Below are 25,075 nucleotides of genomic sequence, written 5' to 3' on the forward strand. Positions count from 1 at the left end.
GCCGTGACGATACTGCTGGTCAGGGCACGATCGGAGCCGACCGCGGCGGTCTGTACGGGGACTTCAGCCCAGGCGCTGCACCAGCGCCCGGTACTCGTCCCACAGTTCCTTCGGCGTGTGGTCACCGAAGGTGTTGAGGTGCTCGGGGATCAGCGCGGCCTCCTCGCGCCAGACCTCCTTGTCCACGGTGAGGAGGAAGTCGAGGTCGGCGTCGGCCAGTTCGAGGCCGGCCGTGTCGAGGGCCTCCCTCGTCGGCAGGATGCCGATCGGGGTCTCCACACCCTCCGCCTTGCCGTCGAGACGCTCGACGATCCACTTCAGGACACGGCTGTTCTCGCCGAACCCGGGCCAGACGAACTTGCCCTGGTCGTTCTTGCGGAACCAGTTGACGTAATAGATCTTGGGGAGCTTCGCGGCGTCCTTGTCCTTGGCGACATCGACCCAGTGGCCCATGTAGTCGCCCATGTTGTAGCCGCAGAACGGCAGCATGGCGAAGGGGTCGCGGCGCAGCTCGCCGACCTTGCCCTCGGCGGCGGCGGTCTTCTCGGAGGCCACGTTGGCGCCGAGGAAGACGCCGTGGTTCCAGTCGAAGGACTCCGTCACCAGCGGCACCGCGGAGGCGCGGCGGCCACCGAAGAGGATCGCCGAGATCGGCACGCCCTTGGGGTCCTCCCACTCGGGCGCGATGATCGGGCACTGCGAGGCGGGGACGGTGAAGCGGGCGTTGGGGTGGGCGGCCGGGGTCTCCGAGGCGGGAGTCCAGTCGTTGCCCTTCCAGTCGGTGAGGTGGGCCGGGGTCTCCTCCGTCATGCCCTCCCACCAGATGTCGTTGTCGTCGGTCAACGCCACGTTGGTGAAGACGGAGTTGCCCCACAGGGTCTTCATCGCGTTGGCGTTGGTGTGCTCACCGGTGCCGGGCGCGACGCCGAAGAAGCCGGCCTCGGGGTTGATGGCGTAGAGGCGGCCGTCCTCACCGAAGCGCATCCAGGCGATGTCGTCGCCGATCGTCTCGACCGTCCAGCCGGAGATCGTGGGCTCCAGCATGGCGAGGTTGGTCTTGCCGCAGGCGGAGGGGAAGGCGGCGGCGACGTACTTCGACTCGCCCTGCGGGGGCGTCAGTTTGAGGATCAGCATGTGCTCGGCCAGCCAGCCCTCGTCGCGTGCCATGACGGAGGCGATGCGCAGGGCGTAGCACTTCTTGCCGAGCAGGGCGTTGCCGCCGTAGCCGGAGCCGTAGGACCAGATCTCGCGGCTCTCGGGGAAGTGCGAGATGTACTTGGTGCTGTTGCACGGCCAGGGGACGTCCGCCTCGCCCTCCGCGAGGGGCGCGCCGAGGGTGTGCACGGCCTTCACGAAGAAGCCGTCGGTGCCGAGCTCGTCCAGGACCGGCTGTCCCATGCGGGTCATGGTGCGCATGGAGACCGCGACATACGCCGAGTCGGTGATCTCGACGCCGATCGCGGAGAGGTCCGAGCCGAGGGGGCCCATGCAGAACGGGACGACGTACATCGTCCGGCCCTTCATGGAGCCGCGGAAGACGCCCTTCTCGCCGGCGAAGATCTCCCGCATCTCGGCGGGGGCCTTCCAGTGGTTGGTCGGGCCCGCGTCCTCCTCCTTCTCGGAGCAGATGAAGGTGCGGTCCTCGACGCGCGCGACGTCGGTCGGGTCGGAGGCCGCGTAGTAGGAGTTGGGGCGCTTGATCGGGTCGAGCCTCTTGAAGGTGCCCTTCGCCACGAGCTCCTCGCTCAGGCGCTCGTACTCCGCCTCGGATCCGTCACACCAGACCACGTTGTCCGGCTGGGTCAGTTCGGCGATCTCGTTCACCCACGAGATCAGTTCCTTGTGCTGGGTGGGGATGACGGGGGGAGCCGCGATGTCGCGCGCCACGATTGCTCCTTGATGAGGGATTTTTTGTTTGGAGGCCCCGTGGGGGCTGCGACCCGGATGCTTCTCGGTGGAGACCTTGGCGCTCATCCGGTGCCGACCGCACTCATTTGATCATCCGACGCTACCGCCCATCTGTCCAGAGGGCATCACAGGTGAGCGGAGTGAGGATTGCCACGTGACGCGCTGTTGCCGGAGCGCTTCTTTGCGTGCACGTTGGGTTCACTTGGGAGTTCTTTGCCAAGGCCTCCGGCGCGTCAACTGCCGTGAGATGATGGCCACTCCCGGCCGGTTATCAGCTCTTCCTCATCCGCGACTTACGGGTCCGTAGGTACGATGCGGAACATGACTGCGTCCGCCTCCGACGCGCCCCTGGACCCCTCGGCCGCCGGCCGCGGTCCTGTAGCGCACTCCCTGTCGCAAGAGATCAAGCCGAAGCTCAGGGGCTGGCTGCATCTCGGCATGTTCCCGGCCGTACTCATCGCGGGCCTGGTGCTCACCGCGCTCGCGGACTCGACCCGGGGCCGGGTCGCCTGCGGGATCTTCGCCCTGACCGCCTGCCTGCTGTTCGGCGTCAGCGCCCTCTACCACCGGGGCAACTGGAGCCCGCGCATGGACGGCGTCCTGCGCAGACTCGATCACGCCAACATCTTCCTGATCATCGCGGGCACCTACACCCCGCTGACCTTGCTGCTCCTGCCCGGAAGCAAGGGGCAGTGGCTGCTCTGGGGCATCTGGGGCGCCGCGCTGGCCGGAATCGCCTTCCGGGTCTTCTGGGTCGGCGCCCCGCGCTGGCTGTACACCCCGTGCTACATCGCGATGGGCTGGGCGGCGGTCTTCTTCCTGCCCGACTTCATGCGCACCGGCGGCATCGCGGTACTGGTCCTGGTGATCGTCGGCGGGCTGCTCTACAGCGCGGGCGGTGTCATCTACGGCATCAAGCGTCCCAACCCGTCACCGCGCTTCTTCGGCTTCCACGAGGTCTTCCACTCGTTGACGCTGGCGGCGTTCGTCGTCCACTACGTGGGGATCTCGATGGTGGCGTACCAGCACGGGTAACACCCCCTCCCGCACTTCTCCGAGGGCCACGGCTTGCGAGCCGTGGCCCTTTTTGCATGCCTCCCCGATTTCGAGAGTACATCTTGATTGACAGTCACCATATTTTGAGAGTTACTCTCATTTCATGGAAACCTTCACTCCGGACCCCCGTCGCTGGTGGGCGCTCGGCGCCCTGGTCGCGAGCATGCTGACCCTCGGCTTCGACATGACGATCCTCAACGTGGCGCTGCCGACCATGGCCGCCGACCTCGGCGCGACCACCGGCGAACAGCAGTGGATGGCGGACGCGTACGTGGTCGTCTTCGCGGCGCTGATGCTGCCCGCCGGACTCCTCGGCGACCGGTTCGGACGGCGCCGGATGCTGGTCGTGGGCCTCGGCATCTTCCTCGCCGCCTCCCTGGTGGGCGCGCTGGCCGCGGATGTGAACTGGGTCGTCGCCGCCCGTGCCCTCATGGGCGTCGGCGGCGCCCTCGTCACCCCGCTCGCGCTCTCCGTGCTGCCCTCGCTGTTCGCCCCCGACGAGCGCGCCAAGGCCATCGGCATCATCTCCGCCGCCAGCGCGCTCGGCCTGCCACTCGGCCCGATCATGGGCGGCTGGCTGCTGAACCACTTCTGGTGGGGCTCGGTCTTCCTGGTCAACGTCCCGATGGCCGCGCTCGGCATAGCCGCCTGCGTCCTGCTGCTCCCGGAGACCCGCGACCCCGCCTCCCCCAAGGTCGACACCGTCTCCACCGCGCTCACCGCGACCGGTCTCGGCGCCCTGATCTACGCGATCATCGAGGCCCCCAGCCGGGGCTGGACCGACGCGTTGGTCCTCGGCATGCTCGCGGGAGCAGTCCTCCTGCTGACCGCCCTGGTCCTGCGGGAGCGCAGGCAGCCGCGCCCCATGCTCGACATGACCCTGCTCGCCCACCGCGGGTTCCTCTTCAACACCCTCGCCGCGACCCTGGTCATGTTCGTCCTGTCCGGCCTGCTGTTCGTCCTGCCGCCCTACCTCCAGGCGGTTCTCGGCAACGACGCCCTCGGCACCGGCGTACGGCTGCTGCCGATGATGGGCGGCCTGCTCGTCGCCACCCGCCTCGCCCCACAGGTCGTCACCCGCTTCGGCGCCCGGGCCACGGTCAGCGCCGGTCTGGTGGTGCTGGCGTTCGCCGCCTTCCTCGGCAGCCGTACGACGACCGATTCCGGCTACGGCTTCACCGCGCTGTGGCTCTCGGTCACCGGCCTCGGCTTCGGCCTCTCCCTCATCCCCGCCATGAACGGCGCCCTCGGCACGCTGCCCCGCGACCGCGCCGGCAGCGGCTCCGGCCTCCTGACGACCCTGCGCCAGGTCGGCGGCGCGATCGGCATCGCCCTGCTCGGCAGCCTGCTCGCCGGCATCTTCCGGGACCGGCTGGACGTCACCGGTCTGCCCCCGCAGGCCGCCGACACCGCCGGGGACTCGGTGATCGCGGCGCACCTGGTCGCCCAGCGGACCGGCTCCGGCGACCTGCTGGCCTCCGCGAACAGCGCCTACGTCCACGGCATGGGCGTCGTCCTGCTGGTCTGCGGCGCCGCCGCCCTCGTAGCGGCACTGCTGGCGGCGGCCTTCCTGCCGGGAACGCGGCGGCCCGACGAGGCCGCGGGCACCCCGGACATGGCTCCCGAGCCGGCCGATGCCTGACAATGGCAGCCATGACACCCGCACGAACCTCTCCGCCCACGGACGCCCCCCAACTGGGACTCCGTGAGCGGAAGAAGATCAAGACCCGGACGGCGATCCGCGACGCGACGTACGCCCTCATCGAGGAGCAGGGCTACGACGCCACCACGATCGAGCAGATCGCCGACCGCGCCGAGGTGTCGCCGTCCACGGTCTTCCGCTACTTCCCCACCAAGGAGGACATCGTCCTCACGGACGAGCACGACGCGCTCATCCTGGAGGAACTGAAGGCCCGGCCGAAGGACGAGCCCTGGGCGGACTCGGTACGGCACATCATGCACAAGGCCGTCCGCCTCGGTCACGACCGGGAACCGGAGATCACCCGGATCCGCGCGCACCTGATGGTCCAGGTCCCGGCCGTGCGCGCCCGCATGATGGAGAGCATGTCGGTCGCCTCCCACATGCTCGCCGAGGGCATCGCGGAACGCACCGGCCGCGAGGTGGACAGCCTGGAGGTACGGGTCTACACGATGTCCGTGGTCGCCGGACTCGCGGAGATCTCCCGGTACTGGGCGGAGAACGACTTCCGGGACGACCTCGCCGACCTCCTCGACCGGGCGATGGACGTCCTCGAACACGGCCTCCGCACGAAAAACACCTGAGGTCCGGGCCCCCGCCCATGACATCCTGACCAGGTGAACGGACCGGAGATCCACCTCGAAGTCGCCCCCGAACTGGCCTTGTTCGTCCCGCACGGACGCCGGTCCGGAGCCACCCCGGTGACCACCGACGGCGTCTCCACCCTCGGCCATGTCGTCGAGTCCCTCGGCGTCCCGCTGCCCGAGGCCGGGTCGCTGGTGGTCAACGGCCTGGAGGTACCCACCTCGTACGTCCCCGTGGCGGGCGACCAGGTGGAGGTACGGCCCGTCGCCCGGCCCCAGCGGGTCCCCGGCGCCCCGCTCCGCTTCCTCCTCGACGTCCACCTCGGCACCCTCGCCCGCCGGCTGCGGCTGCTCGGCGTGGACACGGCGTACGAGTCGACGGACCTCGGCGACCCGGCCCTCGCCGCGCTCTCCGCCGCCGAGCGACGCGTCATGCTCAGCCGCGACCGGGGCCTGCTGCGACGCCGCGAGCTGTGGGCCGGCGCCTATGTCTACAGCACCCGCCCCGAGGAGCAGCTCCACGACATCCTCGACCGCTTCCGCCCCGAGCTGCGCCCCTGGACCCGCTGCACCGCCTGCAACGGCCTGCTCAAGGAGGCCACCAAGGACGAGGTCGCGGACCAGCTGGCCAGCGGGACGCACCGGTCGTACGACGTCTTCGCGCAGTGCGCGGAGTGCGGGCGGGCGTACTGGAAGGGCGCGCACCACGACCAGCTGGAGGCCATCGTGGAGCGCGCCCTGACCGACTTCCCTAGCCCTTCCTGACATCCGCCTTTCCGCAGGCGATGCCGTCCTTGTTCCGGTCCAGGCCCAGCGGGTCGTCCTTGCCGTTGACCTTCAGGCGGCCGTAGTCGTTCTTCTTCAGCCAGGTGCAGCGGGCCACCGCCGTCGCCTTGACCTCCTTCGGGAACGCCGTCGGGACGCAGACGTTGAGCGAGCCGTAGTGGCGGTCACAGCCGGAGACGGTCGGGCTGACCTTCTGTGAGGTGCGCTTCTTGCCCGGCCCGGTGACCTTGCCGGAGAGGTCGTCGGCGAAGGCGTGGACGTGGGCGGAGGCGTCCGTGGCGCTCAGCGCGGCGGGGCCTTGCAGGTGCACCCACTTGGCCACCGACGGCACCCCGTTGGCGTCCACCGCGAACAGCATGTACCAGCCGGGCGGCGCCAGGTTGGGGTTGCTCGTCACGTTCAGGTCGACGTTGTTGCCGTCCACCGCGAGCGGCAGGTCCACGAACCGCTGGTTGGGGTCGGAGGAGTGGGTGACCGCGGCCGGGCGGATCAACTCGGCCTTGGCGATGGGCCGGTCGACGGTGATGCGCTGGGTGTCGCCGTAGGTCCACTCGGTGTCGATGACCGAAGTGATCGAGGGACGCGGGCCCTTGAGGAGATAGGGCGGGGTGTAGATCGACACGTTGTGGTTCCAGGTGCCGTTGCCCGGGTTGTCGCCGGTCGCCATGACCCGGCCGTCGGGCAGCAGGAACGCCGAGGAGTGGTAGCCGCGCGCCTCGGGATCGGCGGCCACCGGGTCGAAGGTGCCCGTGTCCGGGTCGTAGAGCGAGGACTCGTGGACGGGGTTGGCCCGGTTGTGCAGACCGCCGCCCGTCTCCAGCACCTTGCCGTCGGGCAGCAGCACCGCGGAGACGTACATCTTACCCTGGTTGCCGGTCTGCGGCTGCGGTCCGTTGCCGAGGTCGACGGTGCCCTGCGGGAGCGGCGGCCCCGCGGTGTACGCCGGGTTGGGCTGCTTGAGGTCGATGACGTCGGTCAGCCGGTTGGCCTCCGGGTTGGAGTCGATGTTGCCGCCGCCGAGGGTGAGGACCTTCTGGTCCTGCGCCGGCGGCAGCAGCACGCTGGCGGACTGGTCACGCTCGTCCTTGTTCCGCAGGCCCGGCACCTGGGTGACGGTGTTGGCGCCGTAGTCGTAGATCGCGCTGCCGGTGCCCGGGATGTTGTTGCCGAAGACATGGCTGCCCGAGTAGAAGAGGCGGCCGTCCTGCATCAGGATCATCGACGGGTACAGGCCCCAGTACGACCAGGTCTGGTTGACCTTCCACAGCGGCTGCCACTGCTGCTCCGCCTGGGAGAACAGCTCGGCCGTCACCGAACCGGTCGAGTCCTCGCGCAGCCCGCCGAAGGAGATGACGTCACCGTTGCCGAGGACGGTCGCCGACGGGTACCAGTGGCCGTCGTTCATGTCGTTGGTCTTGCTGTACGTCTCGGTGACCGGGTCGAAGAGGTACGAGTCCTTGAACCCCTCGTAGCCGTGCCCGCCGACGACCGGGTACGCCTTGTTGCCGCTCATCACGAGCACGCGCCCGTCCTGGAGCTGGACGTGTCCGGCGCAGAACATGTCCTTCGGGGTGGGGATGACCTTGTACGTGCCCTTCAGGGGGTCGTAGACGGCCGAGGTGAAGGTCCCCGCATTGAACTGCTCCTCGCTGTTGCCGGAGCCCGCGATCAGCAGCACCTTGCCGTTGTTGAGGACGACGGAGTGCATGGAGCGCACCGGGTTCTGCGTGGGCAGCACGTCCCAGCGGCCGTTGGCGCACTGGTCGGCCGTGCCGGTGCACTGCGTCGGCGGGAGCGGGTCGGCGACCTGTTCCATGGTGTAGTCGTCGGTGGTCGCGGAGCCGGTGCCGTAGACGGAGACGCCCCAGGTGATCCGGTCGGTGCCGGTGGGGACCTCGGGGGTGCGGACGCTCGCCTGCGTCCAACTGCCCGCCATCTCAAGAGTCTTCAGATCCGTCCAGTACTGCCACCCGGCGGTGGTGTCGTGCCGGAAGAGGGTGACGGAGGCGTCCGGGGTCGTCGACTTGTACCAGAGGCCCAGGTCGTACTGCTTGCCCGGCGTCACCACCGGCGCACACTCGGCCGACTCGGTGATCAGGGCCTTGCGGTCACCCTCGACGCGGCGGGTGAGCGCGACCTTCATGGCCTTGGATCCGGAGTGGGCGTCACCCACCGTGCTGAAGGTGAAGTCGTTGTCCCCCCAGCCCGACTTCTCCCAGCAGTACGGCATGTCGGCGCCGCCCGCGGTCTCGAAGCCGGGGTTCTTGATCAGGTTGGCGGCGGATGCGGGCTGCGGGGTGGAGAGGAGGAGACCTGCCGTGAGGGCGGTCACCCCCAACAGGGCCTGTCTGCGGCGGTTGTTCATGTGGTGCGGCTCCTACGGCGTGGGAGATAGACCAGCGCTTCGGTCCCGACGAAGCGCAGGACGAACGTGAAGACGAGGGCCAGGGCCGTGGCGGGCAGCGCCGCCAGCCCGAAGCGCGTGACCAGCAGCGCGATCAGCGGAATCCGCAGCACCAGGTCGGCGTTGGCGAGCAGCGCGAACCGGACCGTGCGGTCGGCCCAGTGCCGGTGGCGGCGCCGGTCGCGGAAGAGCACCTTCTCGATGAGGAGGAAGTTCCAGGCCACCCCGAACTGGTTGGCGACGATCTCGGCGGGGAGATAGTGCAGGCCCGCCTGGGTGAGCGCCCACAGGGCGGCCAGGTTGGGCACGAACCCGGTGAGCCCGATCAGCCCGAACACCACCATCCGGGCCAGCGGGGTCGCCGTGCGCAGTCCGGCGAGGTGCCGCAGGAAGCGGCGCCCCTCCTCGGCGGTGGACTTGGACTCGCCCGCGAACCGCTCCTGGAACACGAACGGCACCTCGGTGACCGCGCGCGGCCGACTCCGCACCGCCAGTTCCAGCAGGATCTTGTAGCCGAGCGGCTTCAGCGCCTCCGCCGCGATGTCGCTGCGCCGGATCGCGAAGAAGCCGCTCATCGGATCGCTGATGCCGTGCAGTCTGCGGGGAAAGAGGGACTTGGTCAGCCAGGTCGCCCCGCGGGAGACGGCCACGCGGTAACTGCCCGCGAGCCCGGCCCGGCTGCCGCCCTTGATGTAGCGGGAGGCGACGACAAGCCCGGCGTTCGCCCGCTGTCCCGTCGCCACCAACTCCGGTACCAGGGACGGCGGATGCTGGCAGTCGCCGTCCATCACGACGATCCAGTCCGACCCCGCCGCCTTCATCCCCTCCACGACCGCTCCGCCGAGCCCGCCGACCGGCTCGTCCCGGTGCAGGACGGTCACCGGGAAGGGGCAGTCCTTCGCGGCCTCGCGGATCACCTCGGGGGTGTCGTCGGTGGAGTCGTCCACGAAGACCACCTCGCAGGGCAGCCGCCCGGGCACCGACTCGGTGATCTGGTGCAGGAGTTGACGGATGTTCGCCGACTCGTTGTACGTCGGTACGACGACGGTGACGGCGGCCGGTTCGGGAACCTCGACGGCCTCGATGTCCGGGACGGGTGCGGTGTACTCCTGGCTCATCGGACGCCTCCAGGGGCGGTCTGGATCTGCCGGATCTCGATCCGGTCCGCGCCGGTGCCAAAGACGGCGACCGGCGTGGAGTGCTGGACGGCGGCCCTGACGTTGGGCAGGTCGACCGCGTCGCGCCGTACGGTCGGCGAGGCCACGACGTAGTCGAGGTCCCTCCAGCCGTGCGGCATCGTCTTCGTGACCGCCGGGTCGAGGTCGGCCTTGTAGAACCAGATGGCGCCGAGCCCGGGCCGGTACCCGGAGTGCACCAGGTCCAGCCAGAGCGCGTCGTCGACGAGTACCCGCGTCTTCTCGGGCCTGGCCACCTCGGTCGCCAGCCAGGTCGCGGCGGCCCGGTAGGGGGCGTTGGCGTCGGCGGTGAGGGCGGTGCGGTCACCGTCGTACCAGTGGGGCACGACGTACACGCAGGCGGCCACGGCGAGCACGACGGCGATGCCGTAACGGCCCACCCAGCGCATCCTGTTGAGCACTGCGTGGGCGATCGAGGCGGTGCCCCCGGCGAGGACGAGGGCGAGGAAGGGCAGTGCCTGGATGATGTACATGGCGGGCAGATAGCCGCTGGGGCGCAGCGCGACCAGGGCGAGGATGCCCACGGCCAGCGCGGGCCCGGCGAGCGCGCGGGCGGTGACGGACCAGCGCCAGGTGGCCAGGAGCAGGAGCGCGCCCGCGAGTCCGCCGAGGGGCAGGACCCGGTCGTAGTAGAGCCAGGACGTGAGCACTCCGTGCGAGCCGGAGCCGGCGTCGAGGATGAAGCCCGAACCGGGCCTGGTCATCTGGTACTTGACCCCGTCCCACAGCGAGACATGCCCGCTGCCGGGGAGCAACTCGCCCTTCAGGAGGGCGAACAGGGGGTACGACAGGCCGATCAGCGCGCAGGCGGTGATCGCGCCGGTCAGGGCGAACTTGCGGGTCTCGCGGTGGCTGTGCCGCCACATGGTGACGAAGACCGCGGGGAGGACGAAGAGCATCGTCTCCTTGGTCAGCACGGCCGTCGCCGCCGCGATGCCCGCGCCGAAGTGGTGCCACAGATGACGGCTCGGGGAGGCGGCGAGGGTGAACGCCAGCAGGGTCCACATCACCGCGAGGTTGTCGAGGAAGATCTCGCGCTGGAGGACGACGGAGAGCGGCGAGAGCCCGAACAGGGTCATGCCGAGCCCGGCGGCCCAGCGGGGCAGGGACAGCCGGCGCCCGAGGACGTACACGAGGACCGCGCTGATGCCGCTGATCAGCAGCATCATGACGCGCATCGAGCCGACGGTCATCGAGTCGGGGCTCAGCAGCTTCGGTATCCAGGTGAGCAGGGCGAGCTGGATCCAGCCGAGCGGCGGGTGGTCGTACCAGTAGGTGTAATGGGCGAGGCCCTTGCCCTCCTGGACGGCCCAGGCCTGGGCGAGGTAGGTGCCCTCGTCGTCGCTGAGGGTCGGGTAGTCGGCGATGTTCCAGCCCTGGACGACGAGGATCGCGACGAGGAGGACACCGCAGAGGACGAGGTCGGGGCGCTTGGACGGGGCCGTTCGGTTGGTCGAACGCGCTTCAGGCGCAGGCCGGCGCTGCGCGGGGACCTTCGGAGCGGTCACCGCGGGAAGGGTGGAGGTCACGCAGGGACGTCCTCTCGGATCACCGGTGTGGTGTTCAGGTGGGCGCCGACGTGGCTGGTCAGTTCCCACTCGGTACGGCCGCGTTGTTCGCGCCAGACGGCACGGATCGCGGCCCCGGCGAGGAGGACCTGGTAGAAGGGGCCGCCCACGATCAGCTTGAGGTAGTGCACGAAGCGCACCCGCAGTCCGTACTGCTTGCCGAAGTCGTGCAGTCCGACGAGCTCGAAGACGAAGGTGACGAGCGCGGTGACGGCCGGCAGGAAGGTGATGAAGGCGATCCCGACGGGCACGTCGAGGAAGAGCGCCACGGCCACGTTGAGCGGGATGATCACTCCGGAGAAGGCCTGGAGGAACGGTGTCATCAGGGTGTACCGGGCGAGCAGCCGCTGGCCGAGGCCGGGGAGCTGCTTCCAGTCCTTCTTCCGGTAGACCTGGAGGAAGCCCTGGTTCCAGCGGGTGCGCTGCTTGAGCAGGGACATCAGCGAGCCCGGGGTCTCCTCACGGGTGACCATGTCGGAGTCGTAGGCGACGACGACCTTCTTGCCGACGGACGACAGCCGCACGCCCAGGTCGCAGTCCTCGGCGAGACAGTCGGGGTCCCAGCCCCCGGCCTCCTTGAGGGTGGCGGTCCGCACGAAGACGGTGTTGCCGCCGAGCGGAATGAACCCCTTCTGCGCGTGCAGATGCAACCGCGACCGGAACCAGAAGAAGTACTCCAGGCAGTTGCGCAGGGAGTACCAGCTGGAGTGGAAGTTGATGAGCTGGACCCCGCCCTGCACGACGTCCGCCCCGGTGGTCCGGAAGGCGTGGTCGACATGGGCGAGCAGCTCCGGATGGACCTGGTCCTCGGCGTCGAAGACCCCGACGACGTCACCGCGGCAGTGCGGCAGCGCCGTGTTCATCGCCTTCGGCTTGTTCTTCTTCTCGTGGGTGTCGACGACGACCCGGACGCGCGGATCGCGCTCGGCGGCCGCCTCGGCGACCGCCGTGGTCTCCGGGTCGTCGTGCCCGACGATGACGATGATCTCGAAGTCGGTGTGGCTGGATTCCAGCAGCCGCTGGATGGTGTGGTCGAGTACGACCTGTTCGTGCCGCGCGGGCAGCAGGAGCGAGAACGAGACATGTTCGCCCCCGTCCGGTCTGCTGAACCGGGTGGAGGCGAGCACCTCGGGCGTGCGCCACGCGTGCATCTGCCACCACAGCGTGAACGCCGCCATCCAGAACAGGGCCAGTGAAACGGCAGCGATGAAGACAGACGTCAGCAAAGATCCCCCCAGATCCTGAAAAACCCCCGGTCGCGGCAGGAGTGTCGCTCCTGCCGCGCCCCTGTGGAGAGGTTATGGGTGATCTGTGAAGTGCGAGGGATCTTCCGATAAATACTATGTTTCGTAGGGGTGTGGTGACTTCACCCGTTCAGCGATGATCGAAGCCGTTCCACCTCGGTCGTCGGTGCGTCACAGGTGAAATTACGGCAGACATACGCGGCCGGTTCACCACCGACAAGCGGCCGGTCGGCCAGCAACGGCAGTTCATCGCTCCCGACGACCCCCGCGGCGACGACGGCACCGGGAGCGGTCGCGAGAAGCGCCGCGCGGTGCAGGGCCCTGGTCGCCGGATCATCGAGCGCCGGCCCCACGACAGCCACCTCACGCGGCCCGTCGAGCAGCGCCTCCGCGACCGCGAGCCCCCACCCGATGAACCGCGGCACCCGCGGCCCGAGCGCCTTCACCACGCCCAACGCCCGCTCGGCGGCGGCGCGATGAGGCTCCGCGCCGGTCTGCGCGGCATAGCTCAGCAACGCCCCCGCGGCGGCGGTCCATCCGGACGGCACGGCGTTGTCGGTCGGATCCTGAGGCCGCCGGATGAGCTGCTCGGCGTCCGACGCGGTGTCGAACAGCGCACCCGACTCCGCGTCCACGAACCGCGCGAGCACATGGTCGAGCAGGAACCCGGCGAACTCCAGCCACACCCCCTCCCCCGTCACGGACGTGAGCGCGAGGAACCCCTCCGCGACATCCGCGTAGTCCTCCAACACCCCGGCGTTGGCGCCGACATGACCGTCCTTGCTGGTCCGGGCCAGCCGCGCCTGCTCGTCCAGATGCAGCCGTACGAGGAGATCCGCGGCGGCGACGGCGGCCTCGACCAGGTCGGGCCGGTCGAAGTAGGCGCCGGTCTCGGCCAGCGCGGCGATCGCGAGCCCGTTCCAGGCGGCGACGACCTTGTCGTCCCGGCCGGGAGCGGGCCGGGCCTCCCGGGCGGCGAACAGCCGCCGCTTGACGGACTCGACCTTCTCGGCTTCGAACACGCCTTCGTCCTGCGACAGTTGAAGAACGGAGGCCCCTTCCTCGAAGGTCCCTTCGTCCGTCACCCCGAAGTACTGCGCGGCAAGCTCGGCATCCTCGACGCCCAGCACCTCGGAGAGCTGCGCGGGCGTCCACGCGTAGTACGCCCCCTCGACATGCCTGCCCGTGCCGTCATCACTGTCGGCATCCAGCGCGGAGGCGAACCCGCCTTCGTTCGTGCGGAGTTCACGCACCATGAAGTCGGCGGTCTCCAGGGCGACCCGCCGGGCCAGCTCGGAACCGGTGGCCCGCCAGAGGTGGGCGTACACGCGGCACAGCAGCGCATTGTCGTAGAGCATCTTCTCGAAGTGGGGCACCACCCACTCCCGATCGACGGAGTACCGCGCGAACCCACCCCCCAGCTGGTCGTAGATCCCGCCACGCGCCATCCGCTCGCATGTGTCCGTCGCCATCTGCAAGGCGCCCTCGGCCCCGGTCCGGGCGTGATGGCGCAGCAGGAACTCCACGACCATGGACGGCGGGAACTTCGGCGCCCCACCGAACCCGCCGCGTTGCGGGTCGTACTCCCGCGTCAGCCCGAGCAGCGCCCCCGCCAGCTCCTCCTCGCCGGGCGCCTGCGCGTCGCCGTACGAGATCTCCCGCCCGGCGAGGTCCCGCACGATCTTCTCCGCCACCTCGGCGACCTCGTCCCGCCGGTCGGTCCACGCACCACGCACCCCCTCCAGCACCTGCCGGAAGGACGGCATCCCGTGCCGGGGCGCGGGCGGAAAATAGGTACCGAAGTAGAAGGGCTCGGCGTCCGGCGTGAGAAACACGGTCATCGGCCACCCACCCTGCCCGGTGGCGGCCTGCACGGCCTCCATATAGACGGCATCGACGTCGGGCCGCTCCTCGCGGTCGACCTTGATGTTGACGAAGTGGGCGTTGAGGTAGTCGGCGGTCTCCTGGTCCTCGAAGGACTCGTGCGCCATCACATGACACCAGTGGCAACTGGAGTACCCGACGCTGAGCAGCACCGGTTTGCCGCTCTTGCGTGCCTCCTCGAAGGCCTCGCCGGACCACGGCCACCAGTCGACGGGGTTGTCCGCGTGCTGGAGCAGGTAGGGGGACGTCTCTTGGGCCAGTCGGTTGGGCATGGGGTCCATCCTGCCGCAGTACCCCAGCCGTCACCCGGCAGGCGTGTCGCAGAAGGTGATCCTCCGGCCCTCTCCCCACAGCGGCCCGTCCGCAGCACACTTGACCAAGAACACCGTTGTCGTCGGAGGGGGACGAGACATGCGGGACAGCCATCGGGTGGAGGCCGAGCGGCTGGTGGTGCGGGCCGTGGAGGAGGAGGTGCGGCGGTCGGGCGGGCGCATCGACGGGGGTGTGCTGCTGTCACGGGCGCGCGGTGCACTGGACGCCATGGCCGAGACGGCCACCGAGGAGTACGAGGCGTACACGCGCGCGCTGGACGAGGCGGCGGCCGGGCAACTGACGTTCGGGCAGCGGTACGCGAAGGAGGGTGGCGGAACTCCGTTGCTGGTGGCCGGGGTTGCCGCGACGGCCGCTGTCGTCGCCGACCTGGTGCTGGGGACCGGCGCGGGGACGGCCCTCGGTGCCGGGGTGACCGTCGGGGTCGTGGGGGCCGCGGCGACCGTGGTGAAGGTCGCCGGGTCGCATCTGCCGGCCGCGCATCACCAGGCGGGCGCGGCGAGCCAGCCGGGCGGGCCCGAGCAGCTCAGGCTGTCGTGGCTGACCGCTCTTGAGGTGCGGGGCATCAGGCCGTTCCTGGACCAGCAGCGGGTGCGGATCGCGTCGACCGGGCCGAAGAAGACGGGGCCGCGGCTGAAGGGCGCCGACAAGAGCGCGGCGGCGCGTGGCAGGAACGTGTTGGAGCAGTCGTTCGGTCAACTCCCCGAGCCGGCCGCCGCGTTCGCGGGCCGACGGCAGGAGGTGGGCCGGATCAGGCAGTGGGTGCAGTCGGCGCGGGCGAGCACGGAGACGCGGCCGACGGTGGTGGTGCTGCACGGCCCGTCCGGCAGCGGTCGTTCGACGCTCGCGCTGCACGCCGCGCACGATCTGCGGGACCACTTCCGGGGCGCGTGCGTGGTGGATCTGCGCGGCGACAGCCCGGAGGAGCCGCCGCTGCCCACCCGGGACGCGCTGCTGCATCTGCTGAACCGGCTCGGCGCGCCCCGCGAGCAGCTGCTGTTCCGGGAGCGTTCCTCCCCCGACCAGCAGGTCAAGCGGCTGAGCGAGCTGTACCACCAGCATCTGACGGGTCTGCCGGTGACGGTCGTCCTGGACGACGCCTCGGACCCCGAGCAGGTCCGCACGCTCGTCCCCGAGCGGTCCGACAGCCTGGTCCTGGTCACCAGCCGGGTCCCGCTGAAGCTGCCCGCCGACCTTCCGGCCTGGGTGCACCACCTCCCGGTGGAGGCGCTGGATCCGGCGGGCGCGGAGGAACTGCTCGGCGCGACGGCGCAGGACACATCGGGTCCGTACGACGCCGAGTCCGTCGACCGGATCAGGGAGCTGTGCGGCGGTCTGCCGCTCGCGCTGCGCATCGCGGGCTCGTCCCTCGGCCCGCGTTCACCGCGCCAACTGGCCTCGGACCTGGGCGCGTACGGCCCGGTGGAGCCGACCGAGCGGGTGCTGTGGCTGCGCTACACCGACCAGTCGGAACCGGCCCGCCGACTGCTGCGCCGTCTGGCGCTGGCGGGCCGGGCGTCCCTGGGCGCGGCAGCGGCCGCGGCGCTGCTGGCCACGGACCAGGCGGAGGCGACCCGGCAGCTCGTCGCGCTCTCCCGCGCGGGCCTGCTCGACCATGTCCGCGGCGACCGCTACCGCCTGCACGACCTGGTCCGCGCCTTCGCCCAGGCCCGTCTCCTCGACGAGGAGGAACCGGCGGAGCGTACGGCGGCGCAGGAACGTCTCATCGTGAACTACGCCGAGCTGGCCGACTCGGTGCTGCGCCTGGTCGACGGCAACATGTCGACCCGTTCGGACCGTTTCAGCCCGCACGGCTTCACCTCGCTGGACGAGGCGCTGCGCTGGCTGGACGACGAGTCGAGCTTCATCACCTCGACGCTGCGGCACGCGGAGGGCGTGAACCAGGCGGCGGTGCTGAACCTTCTCGGCGCGCTGTGCGACTACTGCCTGCTGCGCGGTGATCTCTACCGCCTGGGTGAGATCAGCGAGCTGGCGCAGGCCGTCGACCAGGGGCTGCTGGTCCGCTCGGTGCAGTGGCGCACGGGTATCGCGGCCCGCCAGCTGGGCGAGCTGGACAAGGCGCGCACGACGCTGACCTCGGTGGTCGACCTGTACATGGAGGCCCATCACGACGCGGGCGCGGCCCGGGCGCTCTGCTCCCTCGGCATCACCCTCCACCACCAGGGCAACCTGACGGAGGCGGCGGCCAAGCTGCACGAGGCCCTGGACCTCCAGGCGGCCCCGGAACTGGCGACGGACCGGGCCTGGACGATGCACGCGCTGGCGGCGGTGGAACGCGACCGGGCCCATCTGACCGAGGCCATGGACCTGCTCACCCAGTCCCTGGTGCTGCATCACGCGGGCGAGTCCGTGCACGGCGAGGCCTGGGCCCACTTCCAGCTCGGCCAGCTGGGGCTGCGCATGGGCGACGTACCCAGAGCCGAGGAGGAACTGCGCACGGCCCTGGATCTCTACGGCCGCACCCGCGACGCCCGCGGCGAGGCCTGGGCCCTGACGCAGCTGGCCCGCGCCCGGCTCGTCGCCGGCGACCCCTCCGTCGCCGTGGACGGCCTGCGCCAGGCGGCGTCCCGGCACCGCGACAACGAGGACGCGCGCGGTGAGGCCTGGTCCGTCTACTACCTGGGCCAGGCACTGGAGGAGACCGGCAACCTGGACCTGGCGGTCCGCGAGCTGGAACGTTCCCGGACGATGTTCTCCCGCATCCGCGACGTGTACGGCCTGGCCTGCGCCCGCCACCACTCGGCGCGGGTCACGAGGGACCAGCGAGCGGCGCAGACGGGCTCCCTGCGCAACTCGGGTTTCGCGCGGCAATTGCTGGTCGACGCCCGCGCCGACTTCCAGCGCATCGGTGTCGCGCACGGCGAGGCGTGGACCTGCCTGGAGCTGGCCGTGGTGGACGCGGGCAACGCCCGTACCCCGCAGGCGCTCGCCCTGTGCGACGAGGCGATCGGCCTGTTCACCTCGTACGGCGACCGCCGCGGCGAGGACTGGGCCCGCTTCCTGCGCTGCACCCTGCTCCCCTACGCGGCCCCGGGCGGCATGGAGATCGGCACGGCGGTCGCGCAGGAGGAGCTGTCCCAGTTGTCCCGGGGCGGCCATCCGTCCCGGGACGAGAAGCTCGACGACTACATCGAGGCGTATCTGCTTCTGCTGGAGCGGGGGGTGAGCCTGGAGTCCGGCTGGCAGGCATGGCGGCTCGGGATGGTCCCGAACCGGCATGCGCGGGAGGTCATGGGGGTGGCGGTGGCGGCCAGGAACTGATCGCCACCGGGCCTGACCGTGACCGTGGTCAGCCCTGGGCGGGCTTGGCCGGGGCCGTCTCGGACGCGGTCTCGGCCCCCGGGTCCGGGGTCTCCTTGAAGTCGACCTTCCTCAGCTGCCGGCTCATCGACTTCATCAGGCCCCACACCGCCAGGGCCATCACCGCGAAGACGATGAAGCCGAGGATGCCGGGGGTGACCTTGTTCTCGTCCACCTCCTTGGCGAGGGGGGCGAGATGCGTCATTGCCAGGCTCACGCTTGCGCTCATGTCAGGCATTGTCCCGGATGCCCGCGAAGAGGTCGTCCTCGGGGAGGGAGGTATCGACTAGGGACTTCGCGAGCTCGTACTCCTCCGTCGGCCAGACCTCCTTCTGGACCTCCATCGGGACCTTGAACCAACCGCCGTCGGGGTCGATCTGCGTGGCGTGCGCGATCAGCGCCTTGTCGCGGATCTCGTAGAACTCGGCGCACGGGATGTGCGTGGTCAGCGTGCGCTCGGCGCGCTCGATCTCGCTCCAGCGCTTGAGCCACTCCCCGTACGGCGACTCCAGGCCGCGGTCCAGCATCGCCTGGTGCAGCGCCTCGGTGCGCGGGCGGTTGAAGCCCTGGTTGTAGTAGAGCTTCTGCGCCTGGTAGGCGGGGCCGAACTCGGCCTCCGGGTACTTCTCGGTGTCCGCCGCCCCTTCGAACGCCACCATCGAGATCTTGTGGGTCATGATGTGGTCGGGGTGCGGGTAGCCACCGTTTTCGTCGTACGTGGTGATCACCTGGGGACGGAACGCGCGGATCTTCCGCACCAGCTCGCCGGCCGCCTTGTCGACGTCCTCGAGGGCGAAGCAGCCCTCGGGGAGCGGCGGCAGCGGGTCGCCCTCGGGCAGACCGGAGTCGACGAAGCCGAGCCACTCCTGCTTCACACCGAGGATCTCGCGGGCCTCGTCCATCTCCCTCTTGCGTACCTCGTGGATGTGCTCCTCGATGTAGCTGTCACCCTGTAGCTTCGGATTGAGGATGGAGCCGCGCTCCCCTCCCGTGCAGGTCACGACCAGCACGTCCACCCCCTCGGACACGTACTTCGCCATGGTGGCCGCGCCCTTGCTCGACTCGTCGTCGGGGTGCGCGTGAACGGCCATCAGTCGCAGCTGGTCAGTCAAGACTCAATCCTCAGTAAGTCGGCGCCCCGGTGTCTTCGGGTGCGATCGGCGCTTCTATAGTGACCGAATCGGAGGGCGAATAATTCCGGGGTCGGGACGAGGCCCGGTATCCGTCCGGTTTCTGCCGAGAGGACGATCATGAGCGCGTCGACCACGCGACTGCCCGAGGGCCGTTACGGCCGTTCCTCGGACGAGCGCGCCGACCACAAGGTCAGGATCGCCGCCGTCGTCCTCGGGGCCCTGCTGGTCGCGATGATGGGTTATTTCGCCTGGCACTACGTCGTCAAGAACGAGATCAGCGCCGAAGTGATCACCTTCGAGCCGCAGCAGGACGCGGTGCAGGTGCATCTGGAGGTCCGCAAGGACGCCGGCGCCAGCGGCTACTGCACGATCCGCTCCCAGGCGGAGAACGGCGCCGAGGTCGGCCGGGCCGACTTCCGCTTCTCCGGGGACGCCACCCGCATCGACAAGGTCGTCACGCTCCGTACGACGTCGCAGGGCACCACCGCCGAGCTCCTGGGCTGTCACGCCGACTGAGTTCATCTGCATTACGTACTGGCTGACCTGCGTTGACGTGAATCTGGTGGGTTATGTCCTCCCCCTTGGGCCGTTGAATTGTTAGGCTCGTGGTTTCGCCCATCCGTGAAGGAACATTCTTCTGGGTAGGGCGATGCTTTGTATTCCCAGTACCTACGAGGAGCACCTGTGACCCAGACCAGCGAAGACGTCACCTGGCTTACGCAGGAGGCGTACACCAAGCTCAAGGAAGAGCTGGCGTACCTGTCTGGTCCCGCGCGCGAGGAAGTCACCGCGAAGATCGCGGCCGCGCGCGAGGAGGGCGACCTGCGCGAGAACGGCGGGTACCACGCGGCCAAGGAAGAGCAGGGCAAGCAGGAGCTCCGCATCCGCCAGCTGACCCAGCTCCTGGAGAAGGCCAAGGTCGGCGAGGCCCCGGCGTCCGCCGACGGCACGGTCGCGCCCGGCATGGTCGTCACGATCGCCTTCGACGGCGACAAGGACGACACGATGACCTTCCTGCTCGCCTCCCGCGAGTACGCCAGCTCCGACATCGAGACCTACTCGCCGCAGTCCCCGCTGGGCTCCGGCGTGATCGGCCACAAGGTCGGCGAGGAAGCGGAGTACGAGCTGCCCAACGGCAAGAAGGCGTCCGTGACGATCCTCACGGCCGAGCCCTACAGCGGCTGAGCCGTTCTCTTCCGCTTCGACGAGCCCCCGGCGCCTCCCGGCACCGGGGGCTCTGTCATGCCGTCTCGGTCATGCCGTCGCCGAGCGGTACTTCCTGACCGACAGGGTCCTGAACACCACGATGATCAGGACCGAGTAGATCAGCGAGGCCCATACCGAGTGCTGCATCGGCCAGGCCTCGGAGGTCGAGACCCCCGGGTTGCCGAAGAGCTCCCGGGACGCCTGGACCGTCGCGCTGAACGGGTTCCAGTCGGCGACGTGGCGCAGCCACGGCGTCATATGGCTGGTGTCCACGAACGCGTTCGAGATGAACGTGACCGGGAAGAGCCAGATCAGCCCGCTGGACGTGGCCGCCTCGGGGGTGCGGACGGACATGCCGATCAGGGCGCCGATCCAGGTGAACGCGTACCCGAGCAGGAGCAGCAGCCCGAAGGCGCCCAGCACCTTGCCGATGTTGGTGTCCGCGTCCGACCCGACTCGCCAGCCGACCAGGAGGGCGACCACCGCGAGGACTATCAGGGTGAGCGCGGTCTGCACGAGGTCGGCGAACGTACGCCCGGTGAGCACGGCGCCCCTGGCCATGGGCAGCGAACGGAAGCGGTCGATGAGCCCCTTGTGCATGTCGTCGGCGATGCCCGCGCCGGAGCTGGCGGTGGCGAAGGTGACGGTCTGCGCGAAGATGCCGGCCATCAGGAAGTTCTTGTAGTCGACGGCGCTGGTGCTGCCGCCGATCTGCATGGAACCGCCGAAGACGTAGGTGAAGAGCACCACGAACATGATGGGCTGGATCAGCCCGTAGATGATCATCTCCGGGATCCGGGACATCCGGATCAGATTGCGTTTCGCGACGACCATGGAGTCCCGGACGGACTGGCTGACCGGGTTGCCGGCCGGTGCGACGCGTGCGGTGTCGGTGACAGCACTCATTGGTTGGCGGCCTCCTTGCCGCTGGCGTTGCCGCTCTCTCCGGCGCTCCCCTTGGCGCTCTCCTCGCCGTTCGCCTCTTCCTTCTCCTCGGCGACATGGCCGGTCAGGGAGAGGAACACGTCGTCGAGGGTGGGGCGGCGCAGGCCGATGTCGTCGATCTCGATGCCACGGGTGTCGAGTTCGCGGATGACCTCGGCGAGCAGCTTGGCGCCGCCGGTGACGGGGACGGTGAGCTTGCGGGTGTGCTCCTCGACCGTGGTGTCCCCCTTGCCGAAGCCGCGCAGGACCTCGGAGGCGGTCCGTATGTCCTCGCGCTCATGGACGACGACCTCGACGCGCTCGCCGCCGGTGCGGGCTTTGAGCTGGTCGGAGGTGCCCTGGGCGATGAGACGGCCGTGGTCGACGACGGCGATGTCATGGGCGAGGTGGTCGGCCTCTTCGAGGTACTGCGTGGTCAGCAGCAGGGTGGTGCCGCCGGAGACGAGTCGCTTGATGACGTCCCACAGCAGCTGGCGGTTGCGCGGGTCGAGGCCGGTCGTCGGTTCGTCCATGAACATCACGGGCGGGGAGACGACCAGGGCGGCGGCGAGGTCGAGGCGGCGGCGCATACCGCCGGAGTAGGTCTTGGTGGGGCGGTCGGCGGCGTCGGTGAGGTCGAACTGCTCCAGCAGCTCGACCGCCCGGGCCTTCGCCGCCTTCGCCCTCATCTGGTACAGCTGGCCGACCATCTGGAGGTTCTCGCGGCCGGTCAGATACTCGTCGACCGCCGCGAACTGGCCGGAGAGCCCGATGGAACGGCGTACGGCGTCGGGGTGCTTGAGGACGTCGATGCCCGCGACGACCGCCGAGCCGCTGTCGGGCCGCAGCAGGGTTGTCAGGCAGCGGACGGTCGTCGTCTTGCCCGCGCCGTTCGGCCCGAGCAGGCCCAGGACGGTGCCTTCCGGCACGTCGAGGTCCACGCCGTCCAGAGCCCTTACGTCACCGAAGGTCTTCACCAGGCCTTCGGCATAGATGGCGCCTGGCATATGAGTCTCCACGTCGTCGGGGATTCTTCGAGAAGCCTAGGTTTGCGCTGGTTCTGCCGCCTGTCCTTTTCTCGAGACACACCATAACGCGATGTATCGCGAGTCTCAATGGACTTTCCCGAAAGGGTGAATCCAAGCCGCTGACCTCAGTCGATGACCGTGTAGCCCGCGTTCCGCAGGGCCTGGCCGACCTCGGCGCAGTGCTCGGGGCCCTTTGTCTCCAGGTGCAGCTCGACCTCCGCCTCGGTGAGCCCGAGCCGTGGGTCGGTCCGCACATGGCTCACGTCGAGCACGTTAGCGTCGACCACTGACAACACCCCGAGAAGCGTGGCGAGAGCGCCCGGCCGGTCCGTGAGCCGCAGCCGTACGGCCAGATAGCGGCCCTGCGCCGCCATGCCGTGCCGCAGGACCCGTTGCAACAGCACCGGGTCGACATTGCCGCCGGACAGCACGGCGACGACCGGCCCCTCGAAGGCGCCGGGGTCGCTCAGCAGCGCCGCGACGGGGCTCGCGCCGGCCGGCTCGACGACCAGCTTGGCCCGCTCCAGGCTCAGCAGCAGCGCCGCGGACAGCTCGTCCTCGCTGACCGTGCGCACCTCGTCGACCAGTTCGCCGACGATCTCGAACGGCACGTCGCCGGGCCGCCCGACCTTCATGCCGTCGGCCATCGTCGCCGGGTTCTCGATCGACACCGGCCGCCCGGCCGCGAGCGAGGGCGGATACGCCGCCGCGCCCGCCGCCTGGACGCCGACGATCCGCACGTCGGGCCGCAGCGACTTCACCGCGATCGCGACACCGGCCGCGAGACCGCCGCCGCCGATCCCGAGGACGATCGTGCGCACCTCCGGGCACTGCTCCAGGATCTCCAGGCCGACCGTGCCCTGGCCCGCGATGACGTCGGGGTGGTCGAAGGGATGGATGAACACCGCGCCGGTCTGCTCCGCGTACTCCTGCGCGGCGGCCAGCGTCTCGTCGACCACCTGCCCGTGCAGCCTCACCTCGGCGCCGTACTCCCGGGTCGCGCTGATCTTCGGCAGTGGAGCGCCCATCGGCATGAACACCGTCGACCGCACGCCCAGCAGCGCCGACGCCAGCGCGACGCCCTGCGCGTGGTTGCCCGCGCTCGCGGCGACGACCCCGGCGGCCCGCTCCTCGGGCAGCAGCCCGGCGATCCGGACGTAGGCGCCGCGCAGCTTGAACGACCCGGTGCGCTGGAGGTTCTCGCACTTGAAGTGCACCGGCGCGCCGACCAGCTGGGAGAGGTGCCGACTGCCCTCCATCGCGGTCACCCGTGCCACTCCCGTGAGCATCTTCTGGGCGCCCCTCACATCGTCGAGGGTGACGGGCCGCAGGGAGTGCAAGGAGTCAGCCGTGCCGTAGCTCATGACACAAGCATCGCAGTTCACAGGCGCAAGCGGCCGCTGTGACCAACCTCCGAGACCGGTTTGCGCAGCGCCGGTACGGCCCGCCTTCCGGCCGCGTACCCTGTCCCCCAACCCAGCACCCCTTATCTGAAGTGAGCCCCCGGCCATGCCCACAACACCTGAAATGTCGATGGACATGACGACCGTCGGTGACACCGGTCTCCTCGACACGCTCCAGCACGAGGTGGCGGTCTTCGCCCGACGTGCCGAACAGACCCGGCTCGGCGGGGTCGGGCAGGTGCGCAACTCCATGGACCGCGCCGCATACCTGCTGCTCAACCGCCTCGACAAGGAAGGCCCGATGGGCGTCAAGGCGCTCGCCGCGAGCATGGGCATCGACTCGTCGACGGTGACCCGGCAGGTGGCGCCGCTCGTGGACACCGGGCTCGTCAAGCGCACCTCGCACCCGGAGGACGGGCGGGCCGTGGTGCTCCAGCTGTCCCCGCGCGGGTTGTCGCGCCTGGAGGAAGTGCGCTCCTCCAGGCGTCAGTTGATGGCCGAGCTGACACACGACTGGGCGCCGGAGGAGCGCGAGGCGTTCTGCACGCTCCTCACGCGCTTCAACACCGCGCTCTCCTCCCGGATGGCGGCACAGGGGCTGCCGGGGGCGGACTCGCCGTCGGCTTCCTGAGCGGCCGGTCACCTGAACGGTCGGCCACCTGAACGGTCGGCCCTCTGAATGGCCGGTCACCTGAACGGTCGGTCCCCTGAGCAGTCGGCTCCTCGCCGGGTTGATGTGTCCGCGCGCGGCTCTTGACCGAAAGGCCACCCCTGGCCTCATATGAGACCGGGTCCCGAGTCGCACACGGTTCCGTATCCCGTCCGCGACCCGGGGGCCGGTTCCCTCACACGGTCGGTCTGCGGCGGGAGGCGCGGTGCGACAACGGCATGCGTCTCAAGACGCTCGCCGTGCCCGGGAGTTCGAGGCGTTCGTCGCGGGCGCGGCCGGGCGGCTGCTGCATGCCGCGACCCTCCTCACCGCGGAGGCCCCGGACGACAACCCGCGCGCGCGGCGCCTGCTGACGCTGGCGCTCGCCCACACGTACGCGTGCTGGGACGGACTGCACGGCGAGGATCCGTACGACCGCACCCGCCAGTACCTCGCCACCCGCTTCGCCCGCGGCGCCTGGCACCAGTACGGCGGCCTGGCCGGCGCACGTCCCCATCCCGCCAGCCCCCTGGCCGGTCTGGCCCCGCAGGAGCGCCTCGTCCTCGTCCTCAGGCTCTACGAGGGTGTCGCCGAGCAGCAGACGGCGGCCCTCCTCGGCCTGCCGACGGAGCGCGTCCACACGATCTGCGACCGGGCGACAGCGACCCTGCTGCACCCGCCACGGGGCCCGGCGCCCGCGGTGGGCGGGGCGAAGATGGCGCCGTCATGAGAGAGCCGGGGCCGATCGGCCG

The 25,075-nt window shown here is 69.9% G+C and carries 20 protein-coding genes; 9 read left to right on the forward strand and 11 right to left on the reverse strand.

Features of this window, described 5'->3' with window-relative positions; all coding sequences use genetic code 11:
• Positions 1 to 63: 63 nt before the first annotated feature.
• Complete coding sequence (locus OG866_RS16045) at positions 64 to 1,887, reverse strand: phosphoenolpyruvate carboxykinase (GTP) (protein ID WP_329335330.1); 1,824 nt, start codon at positions 1,885 to 1,887, stop codon at positions 64 to 66.
• A gap of 342 nt (positions 1,888 to 2,229) precedes the next feature.
• Here OG866_RS16045 and trhA point away from each other — a divergent pair, with 342 nt between their 5' ends.
• The 4 genes from trhA to OG866_RS16065 all read left to right on the forward strand — a co-directional run bounded on the left by trhA (position 2,230) and on the right by OG866_RS16065 (position 6,012).
• Positions 2,230 to 2,943, forward strand: coding sequence for a PAQR family membrane homeostasis protein TrhA (gene trhA / locus OG866_RS16050; protein WP_329335331.1), 714 nt, complete (start codon positions 2,230 to 2,232; stop codon positions 2,941 to 2,943).
• A gap of 124 nt (positions 2,944 to 3,067) precedes the next feature.
• Entirely contained in the window at positions 3,068 to 4,606 is a 1,539-nt protein-coding gene (locus tag OG866_RS16055; RefSeq protein WP_329335332.1) for an MFS transporter, read from the forward strand.
• Positions 4,607 to 4,617: 11 nt separating this feature from the next.
• Positions 4,618 to 5,247, forward strand: coding sequence for a TetR/AcrR family transcriptional regulator (locus tag OG866_RS16060; RefSeq protein ID WP_329335333.1), 630 nt, complete (start codon positions 4,618 to 4,620; stop codon positions 5,245 to 5,247).
• A 33-nt stretch (positions 5,248 to 5,280) separates the two neighbouring features.
• Positions 5,281 to 6,012: a Mut7-C RNAse domain-containing protein gene (locus OG866_RS16065; RefSeq protein WP_329335334.1), complete on the forward strand. Its 732-nt coding sequence runs from the start codon at positions 5,281 to 5,283 to the stop codon at positions 6,010 to 6,012.
• Here the strand turns inward: OG866_RS16065 and OG866_RS16070 are convergent.
• From OG866_RS16070 to OG866_RS16090, 5 genes are all read right to left on the reverse strand, one after another.
• On the reverse strand, positions 5,999 to 8,398 hold the full coding sequence (locus tag OG866_RS16070; RefSeq protein ID WP_329335336.1) for a galactose oxidase-like domain-containing protein: 2,400 nt from the start codon (positions 8,396 to 8,398) through the stop codon (positions 5,999 to 6,001). The two genes, OG866_RS16065 and OG866_RS16070, sit on opposite strands and share 14 nt — an antisense overlap.
• The gene (locus OG866_RS16075; RefSeq protein ID WP_329335337.1) at positions 8,395 to 9,555 is read right to left on the reverse strand and encodes a glycosyltransferase family 2 protein; all 1,161 of its coding nucleotides are present in this window, start codon (positions 9,553 to 9,555) and stop codon (positions 8,395 to 8,397) included. The genes OG866_RS16070 and OG866_RS16075 overlap by 4 nt, the downstream gene beginning before the upstream one ends.
• On the reverse strand, positions 9,552 to 11,162 hold the full coding sequence (locus OG866_RS16080; RefSeq protein ID WP_329335339.1) for an ArnT family glycosyltransferase: 1,611 nt from the start codon (positions 11,160 to 11,162) through the stop codon (positions 9,552 to 9,554). Before OG866_RS16080 ends, OG866_RS16075 begins: the two co-directional genes overlap by 4 nt.
• Entirely contained in the window at positions 11,159 to 12,427 is a 1,269-nt protein-coding gene (locus OG866_RS16085; protein WP_329335341.1) for a glycosyltransferase, read from the reverse strand. Before OG866_RS16085 ends, OG866_RS16080 begins: the two co-directional genes overlap by 4 nt.
• 140 nt (positions 12,428 to 12,567) lie before the next feature.
• Entirely contained in the window at positions 12,568 to 14,601 is a 2,034-nt protein-coding gene (locus OG866_RS16090) for a thioredoxin domain-containing protein (RefSeq protein ID WP_329335343.1), read from the reverse strand.
• Positions 14,602 to 14,740: 139 nt separating this feature from the next.
• Here OG866_RS16090 and OG866_RS16095 point away from each other — a divergent pair, with 139 nt between their 5' ends.
• Positions 14,741 to 17,941: an AAA family ATPase gene (locus OG866_RS16095; RefSeq protein ID WP_329335345.1), complete on the forward strand. Its 3,201-nt coding sequence runs from the start codon at positions 14,741 to 14,743 to the stop codon at positions 17,939 to 17,941.
• Between the two features lie 28 nt (positions 17,942 to 17,969).
• On the opposite strand, the gene OG866_RS16100 is transcribed toward OG866_RS16095, so the two are convergent.
• Both OG866_RS16100 and mca read right to left on the reverse strand, forming a co-directional pair.
• Positions 17,970 to 18,218: a hypothetical protein gene (locus OG866_RS16100; protein ID WP_329335346.1), complete on the reverse strand. Its 249-nt coding sequence runs from the start codon at positions 18,216 to 18,218 to the stop codon at positions 17,970 to 17,972.
• Positions 18,211 to 19,092, reverse strand: coding sequence for a mycothiol conjugate amidase Mca (mca, locus tag OG866_RS16105; RefSeq protein WP_329335348.1), 882 nt, complete (start codon positions 19,090 to 19,092; stop codon positions 18,211 to 18,213). Before mca ends, OG866_RS16100 begins: the two co-directional genes overlap by 8 nt.
• Positions 19,093 to 19,230: 138 nt before the next feature.
• On the opposite strand from mca, the gene OG866_RS16110 reads away from it, so the two are divergent.
• Together OG866_RS16110 and greA are read left to right on the forward strand one after the other, a co-directional pair.
• Positions 19,231 to 19,629 (forward strand): DUF4307 domain-containing protein, encoded by a 399-nt coding sequence (locus OG866_RS16110; RefSeq protein ID WP_329335349.1) that lies wholly within the window; start codon positions 19,231 to 19,233, stop codon positions 19,627 to 19,629.
• A 168-nt stretch (positions 19,630 to 19,797) separates the two neighbouring features.
• The gene (greA, locus tag OG866_RS16115; protein ID WP_329335350.1) at positions 19,798 to 20,298 is read left to right on the forward strand and encodes a transcription elongation factor GreA; all 501 of its coding nucleotides are present in this window, start codon (positions 19,798 to 19,800) and stop codon (positions 20,296 to 20,298) included.
• A gap of 69 nt (positions 20,299 to 20,367) precedes the next feature.
• Here the strand turns inward: greA and OG866_RS16120 are convergent, their stop codons facing one another.
• From OG866_RS16120 to ilvA, 3 genes are all read right to left on the reverse strand, one after another.
• Positions 20,368 to 21,225 (reverse strand): ABC transporter permease, encoded by an 858-nt coding sequence (locus tag OG866_RS16120; protein WP_329335351.1) that lies wholly within the window; start codon positions 21,223 to 21,225, stop codon positions 20,368 to 20,370.
• A complete protein-coding gene (locus OG866_RS16125) occupies positions 21,222 to 22,250 on the reverse strand; it encodes an ATP-binding cassette domain-containing protein (RefSeq protein WP_329335353.1) in 1,029 nt (342 codons plus the stop codon). Before OG866_RS16125 ends, OG866_RS16120 begins: the two co-directional genes overlap by 4 nt.
• Positions 22,251 to 22,396: 146 nt before the next feature.
• A complete protein-coding gene (gene ilvA, locus OG866_RS16130) occupies positions 22,397 to 23,635 on the reverse strand; it encodes a threonine ammonia-lyase (protein WP_329335355.1) in 1,239 nt (412 codons plus the stop codon).
• 163 nt (positions 23,636 to 23,798) lie between these two features.
• Here ilvA and OG866_RS16135 point away from each other — a divergent pair, with 163 nt between their 5' ends.
• Positions 23,799 to 24,305, forward strand: coding sequence for a MarR family winged helix-turn-helix transcriptional regulator (locus OG866_RS16135; protein ID WP_329344124.1), 507 nt, complete (start codon positions 23,799 to 23,801; stop codon positions 24,303 to 24,305).
• Positions 24,306 to 24,549: 244 nt separating this feature from the next.
• Positions 24,550 to 25,053 (forward strand): sigma factor-like helix-turn-helix DNA-binding protein, encoded by a 504-nt coding sequence (locus OG866_RS16140; protein WP_329335356.1) that lies wholly within the window; start codon positions 24,550 to 24,552, stop codon positions 25,051 to 25,053.
• Positions 25,054 to 25,075 lie beyond the last annotated feature (22 nt).

Source organism: Streptomyces sp. NBC_00663, from assembly GCF_036226885.1.
Taxonomy (GTDB): domain Bacteria; phylum Actinomycetota; class Actinomycetes; order Streptomycetales; family Streptomycetaceae; genus Streptomyces.